This is a genomic window from Flavobacterium sp. 316 (assembly GCF_000967805.1).
GTDB classification, from domain to species: domain Bacteria; phylum Bacteroidota; class Bacteroidia; order Flavobacteriales; family Flavobacteriaceae; genus Flavobacterium; species Flavobacterium sediminilitoris.
The window spans coordinates 703,051-718,777 of record NZ_JYGZ01000001.1 but is presented as its reverse complement, the minus strand read 5'-3'; the positions used below and the strand labels follow the sequence as shown (position 1 = coordinate 718,777).

Annotated in this window: 18 protein-coding genes; 9 read left to right on the top strand and 9 right to left on the bottom strand. The window is 25.9% G+C overall.

The features are described 5' to 3' along the window. Positions 1–5 precede the first annotated feature (5 nt). A complete protein-coding gene (locus SY27_RS03345) occupies positions 6–1,925 on the bottom strand; it encodes a DUF294 nucleotidyltransferase-like domain-containing protein (RefSeq protein WP_045967355.1) in 1,920 nt (639 codons plus the stop codon). 347 nt (positions 1,926–2,272) lie between these two features. Here SY27_RS03345 and SY27_RS03340 point away from each other — a divergent pair, with 347 nt between their 5' ends. The 7 genes from SY27_RS03340 (at position 2,273) to SY27_RS03310 (ending at position 8,566) form a co-directional block, all read left to right on the top strand. Then, entirely contained in the window at positions 2,273–4,009 is a 1,737-nt protein-coding gene (locus tag SY27_RS03340; RefSeq protein WP_161794111.1) for a HAMP domain-containing sensor histidine kinase, read from the top strand. A 7-nt stretch (positions 4,010–4,016) separates the two neighbouring features. Then, positions 4,017–4,667 (top strand): response regulator transcription factor, encoded by a 651-nt coding sequence (locus SY27_RS03335; protein ID WP_045967354.1) that lies wholly within the window; start codon positions 4,017–4,019, stop codon positions 4,665–4,667. A 248-nt stretch (positions 4,668–4,915) separates the two neighbouring features. Further along, positions 4,916–5,599 carry an aquaporin Z gene (gene aqpZ, locus SY27_RS03330; RefSeq protein WP_045967353.1) on the top strand — a complete coding sequence of 228 codons (684 nt, stop codon included), beginning with the start codon at positions 4,916–4,918 and terminating at the stop codon, positions 5,597–5,599. A gap of 341 nt (positions 5,600–5,940) precedes the next feature. Then, the gene (locus tag SY27_RS03325) at positions 5,941–6,306 is read left to right on the top strand and encodes a hypothetical protein (protein WP_045967352.1); all 366 of its coding nucleotides are present in this window, start codon (positions 5,941–5,943) and stop codon (positions 6,304–6,306) included. Positions 6,307–6,436: 130 nt separating this feature from the next. Then, positions 6,437–7,045, top strand: a complete 609-nt coding sequence (locus SY27_RS03320) for a YqaA family protein (protein ID WP_045967351.1) — start codon at positions 6,437–6,439, stop codon at positions 7,043–7,045. Further along, entirely contained in the window at positions 7,042–7,311 is a 270-nt protein-coding gene (locus SY27_RS03315) for a DUF3817 domain-containing protein (protein ID WP_045967350.1), read from the top strand. Before SY27_RS03320 ends, SY27_RS03315 begins: the two co-directional genes overlap by 4 nt. Before the next feature lie 13 nt (positions 7,312–7,324). Next, positions 7,325–8,566, top strand: coding sequence for a mechanosensitive ion channel family protein (locus SY27_RS03310; RefSeq protein ID WP_045967349.1), 1,242 nt, complete (start codon positions 7,325–7,327; stop codon positions 8,564–8,566). Here the strand turns inward: SY27_RS03310 and SY27_RS03305 are convergent. Beyond that, positions 8,563–8,955, bottom strand: coding sequence for an acyl-CoA thioesterase (locus SY27_RS03305; protein ID WP_045967348.1), 393 nt, complete (start codon positions 8,953–8,955; stop codon positions 8,563–8,565). The two genes, SY27_RS03310 and SY27_RS03305, sit on opposite strands and share 4 nt — an antisense overlap. 161 nt (positions 8,956–9,116) lie before the next feature. On the opposite strand from SY27_RS03305, the gene SY27_RS03300 reads away from it, so the two are divergent. Together SY27_RS03300 and SY27_RS03295 are read left to right on the top strand one after the other, a co-directional pair. Beyond that, positions 9,117–9,509 (top strand): hypothetical protein, encoded by a 393-nt coding sequence (locus SY27_RS03300; RefSeq protein WP_045967347.1) that lies wholly within the window; start codon positions 9,117–9,119, stop codon positions 9,507–9,509. 10 nt (positions 9,510–9,519) lie between these two features. Beyond that, entirely contained in the window at positions 9,520–10,014 is a 495-nt protein-coding gene (locus SY27_RS03295) for a MepB family protein (RefSeq protein WP_045967346.1), read from the top strand. Here SY27_RS03295 and SY27_RS03290 read toward each other — a convergent pair. The 7 genes from SY27_RS03290 to hisC are packed head-to-tail and all read right to left on the bottom strand — an operon-like array spanning position 10,007 to position 15,727. Further along, positions 10,007–10,678, bottom strand: coding sequence for a DUF2461 domain-containing protein (locus SY27_RS03290; protein ID WP_045967345.1), 672 nt, complete (start codon positions 10,676–10,678; stop codon positions 10,007–10,009). The genes SY27_RS03295 and SY27_RS03290 overlap by 8 nt on opposite strands. Before the next feature lie 51 nt (positions 10,679–10,729). Continuing rightward, positions 10,730–11,317 (bottom strand): bifunctional phosphoribosyl-AMP cyclohydrolase/phosphoribosyl-ATP diphosphatase HisIE, encoded by a 588-nt coding sequence (gene hisIE, locus SY27_RS03285; protein WP_045967344.1) that lies wholly within the window; start codon positions 11,315–11,317, stop codon positions 10,730–10,732. A gap of 29 nt (positions 11,318–11,346) precedes the next feature. Continuing rightward, complete coding sequence (gene hisF / locus SY27_RS03280; protein ID WP_045967343.1) at positions 11,347–12,102, bottom strand: imidazole glycerol phosphate synthase subunit HisF; 756 nt, start codon at positions 12,100–12,102, stop codon at positions 11,347–11,349. 42 nt (positions 12,103–12,144) lie between these two features. Further along, positions 12,145–12,888 carry a 1-(5-phosphoribosyl)-5-[(5-phosphoribosylamino)methylideneamino]imidazole-4-carboxamide isomerase gene (hisA, locus tag SY27_RS03275; RefSeq protein ID WP_045967342.1) on the bottom strand — a complete coding sequence of 248 codons (744 nt, stop codon included), beginning with the start codon at positions 12,886–12,888 and terminating at the stop codon, positions 12,145–12,147. 29 nt (positions 12,889–12,917) lie between these two features. Beyond that, entirely contained in the window at positions 12,918–13,499 is a 582-nt protein-coding gene (hisH, locus tag SY27_RS03270; RefSeq protein WP_045967341.1) for an imidazole glycerol phosphate synthase subunit HisH, read from the bottom strand. Between the two features lie 58 nt (positions 13,500–13,557). Next, complete coding sequence (gene hisB / locus SY27_RS03265; RefSeq protein ID WP_045967340.1) at positions 13,558–14,694, bottom strand: bifunctional histidinol-phosphatase/imidazoleglycerol-phosphate dehydratase HisB; 1,137 nt, start codon at positions 14,692–14,694, stop codon at positions 13,558–13,560. Continuing rightward, the gene (gene hisC / locus SY27_RS03260) at positions 14,687–15,727 is read right to left on the bottom strand and encodes a histidinol-phosphate transaminase (protein ID WP_045967339.1); all 1,041 of its coding nucleotides are present in this window, start codon (positions 15,725–15,727) and stop codon (positions 14,687–14,689) included. The genes hisB and hisC overlap by 8 nt, the downstream gene beginning before the upstream one ends.

The following is a 15,727-nucleotide window of genomic DNA, read 5'->3' as shown; positions in this document are numbered from 1 at the left end:
ACTAATTAAGTAAAATAAGTGAGTTTAAATTTATTTTTTATAAGCTCTTGAACATGAGTTATAGGTTGAAAAGAGTTTTTGAGTTTTACTTTATCTAGTTTTGATAAATCTTTCAAATTAAGATAATTACCATCTGAATTATATAATAATCCTTCTTCTGTTCTAAATTTAATTAATTCTAAGAACGCTTCTTCGCAAGCCTCATAAATACTAGCATTTGCAGGTTCAATTTCTGCTAATTTAGCAAATCGAGAAGCGGTATTATTTATATTTCGTATACCATGACTTAAAATCATTATTCGAGCAGCATCAATAAGCTGTAATAAAGCTCTACTTTTAATATCAAAAGTGTCTTTATGTTCACCATCACTTTCTACTAAAAATTGCCTAAAAAACCCTAATGGAGGCGGATTTTTCAAAGCATCAGCTCCTAAATAGGCTAAAAATAATTGATTGTCAATAATATTTTCAAAAATAGTATCCGTTATATCGTGAATTAAATTTTCATCTCCATATACAAAATCATAATCAAAAAAGACAGTGCTTATTACGGCCTTTTTCTCTCTAGGATTTAATATCCAACTTTTAAATTGGTTTTTCCAATCGGTTAAAGATTTACACCATAAAGGATTATTAGCCATCATATCATCTTTACAATATTCGTAGCCAATTTTATTTAATTTATTTGTGACTATTTTACCTAATACTAAAAAGTATTTTTTTACTTCATCATATCTTTCGTCACTAACATCTTCAAAAATAATTGCATTATCCTGATCAGATAATAATAATTGTTCTTTTCTTCCTTGACTACCAATATTAATCCAAGAAAACGACGACGGAGGAGGAGTACCTATTTTTTCAATTGCTTGTTCAATTGCTCTTTTAGTTATGGCAATATTAATTTCTCCAACAATGGAACAAATATGTTTAATAGGAATATTTTTATCAATAGAATGTTGAATTAAATTTGAAACTTTTTCTCTGACAATCTTTAAATCACGTGTATTTTGTGCTCGTTTTGTTTGTTTTAATAATACTCCAGGATTATTTGCTTGTGCTACAACAATATCATGCTCTGATATTATACCTGTTATTTCAGATAATGTTGTTCCGTCTTTAGTGACACATAAATGACCTATATTATATTTTAACATCATCATTTGAGCTTCAACAATTGAAATGTTTTCGGCTACAGTTATTACTGGAGATGACATAATTTTATTTATAGGAGTATCTATTGTAAATAGGCCTGTTGCAATTTTTGATCGTAAATCTTTATCTGTTATAATACCAATGGGTAAACGATTTTCATGCACAAGAATACTACCAATTTTTCTACTAGACATCATTTGAGCAACATGTTTAACAATGTCTGTAGAAGTTGTTATTATTGGATTTTTAGTATAATGAATAGGTTGATAATATTGAATTTCATTTGTTCCTTCACTATAAATCACATTTTCGGATAGCAGTTTTCCTTTATGATTCTTATCTAATGGATTTCTTGTATTTGAAGCAAAACTTTGAAGCAAAAAATTTAAAACATTTGTGTTTTGCATTGCTATTGGCTTAAAAACAGCAATAGGGATTGAATATACAATACTTTCTTCTCTAGCTTTGGCATTCATTAGATAATTATCTTTTGCAAAAAAGGGCCTTAATCCTAAAATATCTCCTTCATCACATTTGTCAACCAAAATATCATCAGAATCAGATGTAATAGTAAGTCCTATTGCTCCAGAAGCAACTACATAGAAAGTATCATGAGTTTGATCATTTACTTTAAATAAATAATCATTTTTTTCAAGATAAAGAACATGTATATTCTTAGCAATTTCAAATAAATCACTATGTTTTATACTTGTAAACGGATGATATCGCTTTAAAAAGTCTGAAATACGTTCTGCAATAGGATTCTTCATTATTAATGATAATTACAACGAATTTACAAATAAATAGATTATTCAAAACATTTTTTAATTAAAAAATATTGCAATTTTAATCTATAAAATAGTCAAAAAAAATTAAAATTATATATATTTTTTTAGTACAAAAATTGATATAATTTTTGTAGATTTATATCTACATAATTGTAGATATAAACCTACATGAGGTTTCATTAAATATCCATATTTTTGCATCAATTTTATATTAATAATTTTAAATCAAGCCCTAAAATTTAAATTATTAAAAGCATAAAATAGCATTTTAAAACTAGATGTTAGTTTTAAAATTTATATTCTATAATTTAATAAAAAATATCTTGAGATTGAAAATTTATAATATTAAAAATCTTGACTTTAAGTATAGAAAAATAGTTCACTATACACTTTTGGCAAGCGCTTTTTTTCTTCAAATTTTATTAATTATTTTCTTTTATAATGAAATTTTTAATGAGGCTAAATTAGATGAAATTGAAAATGAAATTGCTAAAAGCAAAAACATGAAATTGCATTCAAGATTAGCACAGTTAGAATTTATAAATGCACAAAATAATTTTCAAAATTTTATAATATCAAAAGAAGATTTATCTCTTCAAAATTATACTAGTTCATTAAAGCAAATGATAGATAGTTTTGATTCAATCCAATCATTTTCAGATTCTAACGCTAATTTTAAAAATCATGTTAGAACTCAAAATTCTTCGGAGATTAATGATGAAAAATTAAGATATAAAATAGATTCTCTTTTAAATTCACAATCATTAATACCAACAGCTAAAAATGATTTAGATTTTATAACTGTAAATCAATATAACTATAAAAATGTTTTAAATAGTATTGATATTGAATCATATATATTAGTTGACAGTGTGGCACGTAAAGGTCTTTTCTCAAGATTAGGTGATGCAATTTCAGGAAAAGTTGATGTACAAAAAGAGAAATTAAATGTAATTGTTACGATGAAGTATGGCAAAAAAGTAACAAAAGGAAATATTGAAGAACAACTTGCAAATGCTTTTAAAAACACAAATAATTACTATTTAGATGAATTTTCAAATATTAAAAAGAATTTATTATTTATTAAAGATAGAGAAAGTGCTTTTATTAAAAAAAATCTAGAGCTTATATTATATTGTAATTCAATTTTAAATAATTATGAGCAAGCTATTAATGATTTTCATTCCGATTTAGAAAATAACTTTAAAAATCAATATTCTACTAATAAATCTATTAGAAATTTTTCAGTTATAGGATTAGTTGTATTGATGATTTTAATTTCAATTGCTATATTATATTTAACCCGATTTGCATTTGATTATGAGGAAAAATTAAAAACTGCAAACCTACAGATTGAACAAAACTTAAATTTTAAAAATAGAGTTTTAGGTATGCTTAGTCATGAATTAAGATCACCATTGAATATTATAACAATCTTTACTAATAAAATAATAAAATCGACTCAAGATTCATCTATTAAGGAAAGTTTGAATGCAATACAATTTACCTCTAATTCACTATTATTACAAGCAAATCAAATTTTAGAATATACTAAAGACCAAGATAAAAAACCAGAATTAAAGCATAAGACTTTTAATTTAAAAAATGAATTAGATCATATTTTTAATGCAATTAAACCTTATGTTGAAAGTAAAGGAAATAATTTTAAAATAACAAATGATATAAGTGATGATTATACAGTATTTACAGATAATATAAAAATTCATCAATTATTTTTAAATATAATTGGCAATGCAAATAAATTTACAAATAATGGAATTATTGAAGTAACAACACAAGTTAAGTTATTAAAAGATAATAAATTAGATTTTATTGTAGATGTAAAAGATACAGGAATAGGAATATCTAAAAGTGATTTAAAAAATATTTTTAATCCATATTATCAAGGAATTCTATCAGAAGAAGTGGAAAATTTAGGAGCAGGATTAGGATTAAATCTTTGCAAAGAAATAGTAGAATTGTTTAATGGAAAAATCATGATAGATAGCGAAGTTAATAAAGGAACAAATGTTAATTTTAATCTGTATCTTCATTTAAATAAGTAAACAATTCATGGAAAAAACACAAGATAAACTTCTTTTTTTATTAGCAGATGATCATAGTATAATTAGACAAGGTTTAGAAATAATTATAAAAGAATTATTTTTAAATGCAACTGTTAATCATGCTAATAATCTTACCGAAACATTCTCTCTTGTTTCCAATTTAAATGTTGATGTGTTAATTTTAGATATTAGTTTTCCAGAAGGAAATAGCCTAAGTATAATAAGTGAAATAATTAAAATTAAACCTAAAACTAAAGTGTTAATCTTCACAGCGTATGATGAAGAGTTTTATGCATTAAGATATATAAAAGCAGGAGCTTCTGGATATTTAAATAAGTTAAGTAGTGAAGAAGAAATTAAATTAGCCATTAATAATATTATTATAAAAGGAAAACATATTTCACAAAGTATACAGGATAAAATTTTAGAATCTTTTATTTCAAAAAAGCCATTGAACCCGCTAGAAGGATTATCAGATAGAGAAATGGAAGTTGCCATTTTATTAGTTAAAGGATATGGCAATTTAGAAATATCATATATGCTTAATATCAAGCAGAATACCATTAGTACATTAAAAAATAGAATTTTTCAAAAACTTGAAATTAATAATCTACCTTCATTAATTGAACTTTTTAACTTATATGGAGATAGTGAATAATATATTCATAGTTTATTTTTAAAATTGGGCTTATATATTCTATATATCTATATATAAGATTATCTATAAATCTTAAATTACCACAAATAATACTTCATTTTTAATGCATACTATGTAGATAAAGTTCTACATGGCGTGTGTGTATTAACCACAATATATATTATTACTTCATGATATATTTGTTTAATAGTTTAAATAAAATAAATGCTTTTTATAATCTAACTCAATAAAAGTATTTAAGAATAATTATGAAAAGATATATAGTTGAGTTAATAGGAACATTTTGGTTAATATTTACGGGTTGTGGAAGTTCAATAATAACAGTAGCTTTTCCTGAATTTGGAATTAGTTATGTTGGAGTTGCATTAGCATTTGGGTTTTCCATTTTAACAATATATTATGCCGTTGGAGGTGTTTTAGGTTGTCATTTGAATCCAGCAGTAACAATAGGAGCTATTGCAGCCAAGAGAACAGGTATTAATGAAGGAATAAAATATATTGCTTTTCAGTTATTAGGAGCAACTTTAGGAGCTGGAATATTATACTTAATTGTGACAGATAATGAATTTATGGAAATAGGAAGTTTTGCTTCAAATGGTTTTGGAAAGCATTCACCATTAGGATTTGGAGTTATAGCATGTTTTATAACAGAATTTATAATGACATTTTTTTTTGTATTTATATTTTTGAGAGTTACATTAAAAACTAAGAATTCGAATTTATCTGGATTAATAATAGGATTATCGCTAACCTTAATACATTTAGTTAGCATTCCAATAACGAATACATCAGTAAATCCTGCTAGAAGCACATCGCAAGCAATTTTTACAGATTTAATTTGGCCACTTGAACAATTATGGCTTTTTTGGTTAGCACCTTTATCTGGAGGAATAATTGCAGGATTAGTCTATAGAAAATTTAATACAGTTTGATATACAGTATTTCACGGTACATTTTTTGAGTAGAAATGTTTTAATTTAGTTTGTTTTTTAGAGTAAAAAGCTAGAGTGGTTTCTAGCTTTTTTTTATGCATACGAATTAATGACTAAATAGAGTTAAACATAGTTTAATATTTTCTATTTTACATAATATAAATTATAGTTCAAAAAATACACATTAAAAGTATTCAAAAATCTATTACAACTTAATAATCTAGATATAATTACTATAAAACAAAAGTATATGATTATAACTTTATTTATTATATCTCTTTAAATAATTGTATAAAACTGAATAAAATCATAGATTTGCGAACCTTAATTATATCATTCAGATGGAAAATAAATATGCACAAAAATTAATTGAAAAAATTCAAAAAGAAATTCTACAAGATAAATTTGAATTAGCTTCAATTATAACTGATTTAAAGAAGATTAGAGAATATTCTCTTGAAGAGCAAAATCCTGTGGTTACAAAATCATTACGTTTGGCTTATGAGCATTTGGAAAATAATAATGCTTTTTTAATTGGAATTCCTGATGATGAACCTTTAGAATCTGAAAGTGAATCAACCAAAAATGTCTCTGAAGAAAATGATATAGAAAGTTTTGAATATTTCTTATCAATATTGTTTGATTTAACTAAAAAGAACAATTTATTAGATTTGAAAGAATATAATAAAGCATTTTTAGCTTTTTAAGTTTTAGTTCATTTCTATTTTACATAATATAAAATCGGTATTTATAATAATACCGATTTTTTTATCTATACTTTAACAATAAAGGTATAAATTTCTTAGTAAATTTGCATTCCTATAATCTATTAATTTCATGCAAAAACAAAAAAAATCTAGGGTTAAATTACTTCATCAATACTATAAGTATACTGGTTTTTACTCATTTATATGGGACAATACTAAAAAAGCTTTATTGCCACTTGCAATAATTATTGGGATATTACTTTATATTAATTATAAAGTGATGAGTATTAATGATATGTTACTGTATGTCACTAAAAATTTTAGTGATTTTTCAATTTTCTCATTATTTTTAGTTTCTGAAAGCTTTTTAGGACTCTTACCTCCAGATATTTTTATTGCATGGACAAAAAATACGGACTCTCCTCTTCTCTATTTAGCAATCTTAGCCGTATTATCTTATGCTGGTGGTGTTTTTTCTTATTATAAAGGAAGAACTTTGTTATTGGTTCCTAAAATAAACAATTATTTAGAAGGAAAAATGACTAAGCATATTAAAAATATGCAAAAATGGGGCGGATTTTTAATTGCTGTAGGAGCATTACTTCCATTACCCTTTGCAATGGCTTGTTTGGCAGCCGGTATGATTAAATTTCCTCAAAAACAATTCTATATTTTTGCATCATTACGTGTATTTCGCTTTGTTATATATGGATATGCAATTTACTCTGCTTTATCATGATAAAATTTTTTAAAACTATTGCCTTATTAGAAGGTGTATCGCTATTAGCATTATTATTTTTTGCTATGCCTATGAAATATATTTTTAACAATCCAGTATTTGTTAAACATGTAGGAATGGCACACGGAATATTATTTCTTTTATACATTGCATTAGCTGTAGTATTGAAAATAGAGCAAAAATGGGAAATGAAAAAGTTTTTAATCATTTGTGTAGCTTCAATAATACCTTTTGGAACTTTCTATGTTGAAAAAAAATATTTATAAAATATAATATTTAATGAAAATATTTAATTGGGTATACAACATACTTAAAAATCTAGATTTTAATGAAAGTCTTTCGCAATACATTAATCTTTTTGTAAATATTATTGTACTTAGTATTGTTGCTTATCTATTAGATTATATTTTCAAGAAAATATTGATTATTATTTTAGCAATTATTGCAGCTCGAACTAAATCAACTTTTGATGATTTTTTAGTAGCAAATAAAACTGCAAAATACATTGCACATTTAGTCCCATTAATCTTTATATACAAAACAGTTCCTGTTATTTTAATAGATTTTACTTCTTGGGAAAATTTCTTTGAAAAAGGTGTCAAAATTTATATTATAATTTTATCGCTTTGGATAATAAGAAGTGTTTTTAATTCATTAAAGGACTACTTAAAAAATAAGCCTAGATATAGTGATAAGCCAATTGATAGTTACATTCAAGTAATTATGATTTTCCTTTGGGGATTTGGTGCTTTTTCATTTTTTTCTATTCTTTTTGAAATTAGTAGACCTGTATTTTTAACAGCTCTTGGTTCTATTTCAGCAGTTGTTATTTTAGTTTTTAGAGATACTATCTTAGGTTTTGTAGCTAGTATTTCAGTTTCAGTTAATGATATGGTTCGTATTGGAGATTGGATTACTATGGAGAAATTCGGAGCCGATGGAGATGTGATTGAAATTAATTTGGCTACAGTAAAAGTTAGAAATTTTGACAATACGACTACAACAATTCCAACATATAGTTTAATTTCTGATAGTTTTAAAAACTGGAGAGGGATGTTGAAATCTGATGGTAGAAGAATTAAAAGACATATTTTAATAAAGTCTAAATCAGTTAAGTTTTTAAAAGATGAAGAGTTAAGTTACTATAAAAAAATACATCATTTAGATAGTTATATTGATCATCGTCAAAATGATATTATTAAATATAATACTCAAAATAATATTGATAAATCTTTAATTGTTAATGGTAGAAATCTAACTAATTTAGGGTTATTTAGAAAGTATATTGAAAAATATATTCAAAACCATTCAGGCGTAAATAAAGATATGTTATTAATGGTAAGACATTTACAACCTACAGAAAAAGGTATCCCTTTAGAAGTTTATTGCTTTTCCAGAGACAAAACTTGGACAAATTATGAATACATTATGGCCGATATATTTGATCATATTATTTCATCTGTGCAATATTTTGATTTAGAATTATTTGAATTAGAAAGTGTTATTACTAGTGAAAATTAATCTCTTTTAATTCTATCTTGTACATATTCTATTTTAGTTTTTCCATGTGGTTTTGGCTTTCCATTCTCATCAAGATTTACCATTGTAATAGAATCAATTGTAAGGATAGTTTCTCTAGTCATTTTATTTCTAGCTTCGCATTTTAAGACTAAAGATGTTCTTCCAAATTTTATAACCTCAATTCCTAGTTCAATTATATCTCCTTGTTTAGCAGAACTCATAAAATTTATCTCCGTCATGTGTTTGGTAACTACTCTAGGGTTTTCAAGTTGAATAATGGTATAAAGTGCTGCTTCTTCATCAATCCAAGCTAATAATTTTCCTCCAAATAGTGATTCATTAGGATTAAGATCTTCTGGTTTTACCCATTTTCGAGTATTAAAATTCATGGTTATTTAATTTAATGCAAAAATAAGGAAAAAATAGCGTGTATATTAATTAAATAGTTTGGATAGTAATTAACAAATCTATCTTAATAACTTATAGCTATCTAGTAATTATTAATGTACTATTTTCTTTAACTTTATATTTAACTACTAAAATTACTGTTATGAAAACTAAAGATGAAGCAATTCTTGAAATTAGAGGTGAGTCAATTGGAATAGTAACTGAAAGCTCTAGTAATGAAGAAAAGTTTCAAAATTTAACTTTGAGACCAATTCTTAAATTTCAAAATGATTTATGTATCGAAGTTTTCCGAAATTATGCTACTAAACAAAAAGGTGTATTCTTCACACTTTCACCTGAAAAAAAAATGCACTATATTGAAAATGCAATTCAGCGTGATATTAAGTTTAGAAACTCTTTAAAAGGTATAATTATTGGAATGTTTACAATTACAGAATATAATGAGTATATTCTTAATTCATCAAACTTAAATAAAAGAATGATGAACTTATTAATTGAACGCCTTAAAAGCCAAATTCAATTATATGAGGTTTAAAATTTATTAAATGATTGAATCTGAATTATTGTTTTTAAAAGAACAAATTTATAATAAATGTTTATTTCAAATTGATACTATTGAAGTTCATAATGAAAGTGTAGAATATTTAGCTTGTTCTTTTCATTTAAATGAAAGTAAAATTATTTTTAGGAAATCTAAAATAACTCCTAAAAAAGTTGGACAATTTGTTACTTTTTGGAAAAGAAGTGATTTAGGTCCGATTATACCTTATCATGAAAATGATATGTTTGATTTTTTTGTTGTTAATTCTTACAATAAAGAACATTTTGGTCAGTTTGTTTTTCCAAAATCAATCTTAATCCAAAAAAAAATTATTTCAAATGGAGAAAAAGAAGGAAAAAGAGCTTTTAGAGTTTATCCTCCTTGGGAAAATGTTACAAGTAAACAAGCAGAAAAAACACAATCTTGGCAAAAAAACTACTTTTCATTTATTACAAATGATTTAGATATTCACAAATTAAAAGAAATGTATACTAAATAATACTTTCACCATTTAAATTGGTAGTTAATACATCACTCATATAATTAAAAAAAGGTCGCATAGCTTTAAAAGTAGCAATAATTTCTTCTTTAAAATTAGAAGCTAAAACCTCTTCATTCGTAAAGCTTCTCGATACTAAAAACTGTTTTTTTCGAATCAAATCGATATCAGGATGGTTTTTATCAAAATTTCTAGGAGCTGACTTTAGTTCTTCACCTTCAAGTTTTCCAAAAAAATGTTTAAAAGTAGATTCGTTTATTATTTCTCTTAGTTCTGAAGCATCTAATTCAATTTCTTTTCTAATTCTAAGTAAATCTTCTGTATTGGGTTCCCAAAATCCACCACCTACAAAACTAGCATTATTTTCAATTCGAATATAATAACCACCTCTTAACATTGGTTTTGTTCTAGCGTAAGAAGCACTTAAATGTTTGTTATAAGGTGTTTTATCTTTTGAAAATCGTACATCTCTATAAATACGATAAAATTGTATTTTTTCTAAACTATCATCTTTTTGAAAATCGGTATATATTTCATTGAAAAAAGATTTTGCTTCTTTATCTATTTTTTGAAATTCACTTTTATGATCTGCAAACCAATCTCTATTGTTATTTTCGTTAAGTTGATTGAGAAAATCGAAAGTATTTTGTGTAATCATTTTTATTTTTAAAGGTACAAAAGATTAGAAAATTTAAAAGCACTTTTATTAAATAGTTTATTTCTCCCTACTTTTTAAAATATTTACTACATCATTTAATTGATAGCCTTTTGCCTGTAATAGAATCAAATAATGAAATAATAAATCAGCACTTTCGGACAGAAATAAATCATCATTAGTGTCTTTTGCTTCTATAACAACTTCTACAGCTTCCTCTCCTACTTTTTGGGCTATTTTATTGATTCCTTTGGCAAATAAACTAGCTACATAACTTTTATTTGAATCAGCGTTTTCTTTTCTATCTTTAATAGTCTCTTCTAATTTCGAAATAAACCCAAACTCTTGATTGTTAAGTTCTTGCCAACATGTATCTAAACCTGTATGACAAGTTGAGCCAACAGGATTTACTTTAATTAAAAGTGTATCATTATCGCAATCATTTTTAATAGAAACTAAATTTAAAAAATGACCACTCTCCTCTCCTTTTGTCCATAATCTATTTTTAGAACGACTAAAGAAAGTAACTTTATTTAATTCTAATGTTTTATCTAATGCTTCTTGATTCATATAACCTAACATTAGCACATTTTTGGTTTCATTATCTTGTATTATGGCTGGAATTAGTCCTTTAATATTCAGTTTCATTGTTTTGCAATTTAATTTTTGTTAACATTCTATAATCGTATTGGAATATGATTCTTTTTTAATTCTTCCTTTAATGCTATAATCTCAATTTCTTTGAAATGAAAAACACTAGCAGCAAGTGCAGCATCTGCTTTTCCTTGAATAAATGCATCTGTAAAATGTTGTATTGAACCAGCTCCACCAGAGGCAATTATTGGAATATTTACTAAAGTTGATAATTTAGATAAAGCTTCATTTGCAAATCCGTTTTTTGTACCATCATTATCCATTGAAGTAAATAGAATTTCTCCAGCACCTCTTTTTTCTACTTCTTTTGCCCAGTCAAATAAACAAATTTCTGTAGGAACTTTTCCACCTACTAAGTGAACGATCCATTTTCCATTAATTTGTTTTGCATCAATAGCTACAACGATGCATTGACTTCCAAATTTTAAGGCTAATTCATTTATTAATTCAGGTTGCTTTACAGCAGATGAATTAATTGAAATTTTATCTGCTCCGTTTTTTAATAATGTAGCTACATCCTCAATAGAAGCTATTCCTCCTCCTACTGTAAATGGAATATTAATAGTTTGTGCAACTTTTCGAACAAGTTCAATTAATGTTTTTCTTCTTTCTTCTGTAGCAGAAATATCTAAGAAAACCAATTCATCAGCTCCTTCTCTTGAATATTTTTGGGCTAATTCTACTGGATCACCAGCATCTTTTAAATCGATAAAGTTTATCCCTTTTACTGTACGTCCATTTTTTATATCTAAACAAGGAATTATCCGTTTTGTAAGCATTTTTTTAGTTATTTAAAGAAGTCTAAGTAATAACATCTCATTTTACAAGTTACTTATATAGTTTTCTATTTGTTTTAGAGCGATTCTACCTTCATAAATAGCTTTTCCTATAATGGTTCCTTCACATCCCATTTTAGCTAATTTTGGTAGTTCTTCAAAAGTTGAAATTCCTCCGGAAGCTATTAATTTTATTTTTCCAACTTCATTGGAAGTAGTACATTTTGATAAAATATCTTGGTATAATTCAAAACTTGGTCCTTCAAGCATGCCATCTTTTGCAATATCTGTACAGATGATATAGGAAATACCTTCTTTTTGATAATTTTGAATAAATGGAATTACTTCTTCTTCACTTTCTTCTAACCAGCCAGAAATAGCTATTTTTTTATTAGTAGTATCAGCACCAAGAATAATTCTATCAGTTCCATATTGATGGATCCAACTTTTAAAAAGTTCAGCATTTTTAATTGCAATACTTCCTCCTGTTACTTGATTAGCTCCATTTTCAAAAGCAATTCGTAAATCATCATTAGATTTTAAACCACCTCCAAAATCAATTTTTAAAGAAGTTTTAGTTGCAATCTGTTCTAAAATCTTATAATTTATAATTCTGTTAGATTTTGCACCATCTAAATCTACTAGGTGTAAATACTGAATACCATGATTTTCAAATGATTTCGCAACTTCTAAAGGGTTTTCATTGTATATTTTTTTTGTATTATAATCTCCTTTGGAAAGACGTACACATTTTCCTTCTATAATATCTATTGCTGGAATAATTCGCATTGTTTTTATATTTTAAAAAATTGAGAGAGTTATAGATTTAAAAAATTAAGTAAAATTTTTTCTCCAAAAACGCCACTTTTTTCAGGATGAAATTGTACTCCATAAAAATTATCTTTTCGTAATGCTGAAGAATACTCAGTATCATAATCAGTATTTGCAATAGTATTTGAGCATTTTGAAGCGTAAAAACTATGAACTAAATACATATATTCTTTTTCTTTAATTCCTTGAAAAAGAGTTGTTTTTAGATTGTAAATTGTATTCCAACCCATTTGTGGTACTTTTACTTCTTTTGAAAATTTTATAATATCTACATCAAAAATTCCTAATCCTGTTGTATTTCCTTCTTCTGAAGTTCTACACATTAACTGCATGCCTAAACAAATTCCTAAAACAGGTTGTTTTAATGTAGGGATTAAGATATGAAGTCCGCTTTCTTTTAATTTTTCCATAGCGCTACTTGCTTCTCCTACTCCTGGAAAAATAACTTTATCTGCTGTTTTTATTAAATTCCAATCTTTTGTTACAAATGCAGTAAATCCTATTCTTTCTATTGCAAAAAGAATGCTTTGAAGGTTTCCAGCACCATAATCTATAATGGCTATTTTCATGATTTCTTTTTTTGTACTAGAAATAAGCAAAAACTATCTACTTATTTCTAGTATTATTTTATAACATTCCTTTAGTACTTGGTAATATCATTTTTTCAGTATCTTGTTTTACTGCTGCTTTTATTGCTTTTGCAAATGCTTTAAAAATAGCTTCAATCTTATGATGTTCATTTGTTCCTTCTGCTCTAATGTTTAAATTAGCTTTTGCACCATCTGTAAATGATTTGAAAAAATGAAAAAACATTTCAGTAGGCATTTCTCCTATTTTTTCACGTTTAAATTTAGCATCCCAAACTATCCAATTTCGTCCACCAAAATCAATTGCTACTTGTGCTAAACAATCATCCATTGGTAAACAGAATCCATATCTTTCAATACCTAATTTATTCCCTAGTGCTTTTGCAAAAACTTCTCCTAATACTATTGCTGTATCTTCAATTGTATGATGTTCATCAACTTCTAAATCTCCTGTTACATTGATAGTTAAATCCATTTGGCCATGACGAGCAATTTGATCTAACATGTGATCAAAAAAGGGTAAACCCGTATTATTTTGACTCTTACCTGTTCCATCTAAGTTTAAATAGATTGAAATATTAGTTTCATTTGTTTTACGTGTAATTGAAGCTGTTCTGTTTTCTAATTTTAAAAACTCATAAATTTTCTGCCAATCATTTGTTTCTAAAGCTATTACCTGATCTAATTCTTCTCTTTTTACAGAAATTTCTCCTACGCCAAGATTTGTATTATCATTTATAAAGATTGCTTTAGATCCTAAATTTTTAGCTAATTCTACATCTGTTAGGCGATCTCCAATTACGAATGAGTTTACTAAATCATATTCTTTTGAAAAATAGTCTGTTAACAATCCTATTCCTGGTTTTCGAGTATTTGCATTTTCATAAGGAAATGTTTTATCTAAAAACACCTTTTTAAATATAACACCTTCATTTTCATAGGTTTTCATAATAAAATTATGAACAGGCCAAAATGTATCTTCTGGAAATGTGGAAGTTCCTAATCCATCTTGATTTGTAATCATGACTAATTCATAATCTAATTCTTTTGCTATTTTACTTAAATAAGGAATACATTTAGGATAAAAAATCATTTTTTCAAAAGAATCAATTTGTTCATCTATTGTTTCTTTTATAATTGTTCCATCTCTATCAATAAATAATACTTTTTTAGACATTTTTTAGATTTTTTAATAACTCTATTACTTTTTTATTTTCTTTTTCTGTTCCAATGGTAATTCTTAAACAGTTTCTACATAATGATTCACTAGATCTGTTTCTGACAACAATTCCATTCTCTAAAAATTGATTGTATTGAAAAGCCGCATTATCAACTTTGAACAAAATGAAGTTGGTTTCTGATGGTAATATTTCAGTAACAATTTTGCAGCGAACAAGCGCTTTCATTATTTTTTCTCTTTCTGATTTTATAATGGATAGTCTTTCTTCAAATTTTGGACTTAATAAGGTTTCAATGGCTAAATTTTGTGAAGCGATATTTATATTATAAGGTGGTTTTATTTTTTCTAAAACAGCAATAATTTCTGTAGAAGCATATAATAATCCTAGCCTTAAACCTGCCATTCCATAGGCTTTAGACAACGTTTGAACAATAACTAAGTTTGGAAATTTAGAGAGACGATTTAACCAACTTTCTTTTTCTGAAAATTCAATATAAGCTTCATCAATTACTACCAATCCTTTAAATTCTTTGAGTAATGTGTAGATGCTTTCATCTGAAAAAGTATTACCTGTTGGGTTATTTGGTGAACAAAGAAAAATTATCTTTGAGTTTTTATTTACTCTATTTAAAATGGAACTTACATTGGGTTGAAAACAGTCATCTAGTATTATTTTTTTATTTTCAATTGCATTTAAATTGGCTAAAACACCATACATTCCATACGTTGGTGGTAATGTAATTACATTATCTATATTAGGTTCACAAAAAGCTCTGAATAATAAGTCTAATACTTCATCACTACCATTACCAATAAGGATGTTTTTTGAATCGATATTTTTAATTTTGGATAATATTTTTTTTAAAATACTCTGATTAGGATCTGGATAACGATTCATTCCATTCTCAAAAGGGTTTTCATTTGCGTCTAAAAAGATTAAATTGTCTTTTACATCATTAAATTCATGTCTGGCAGATGAATATGGTTTCATACTCTTAATGTTATTTCTAACAAGATTTTCTAAATTCAT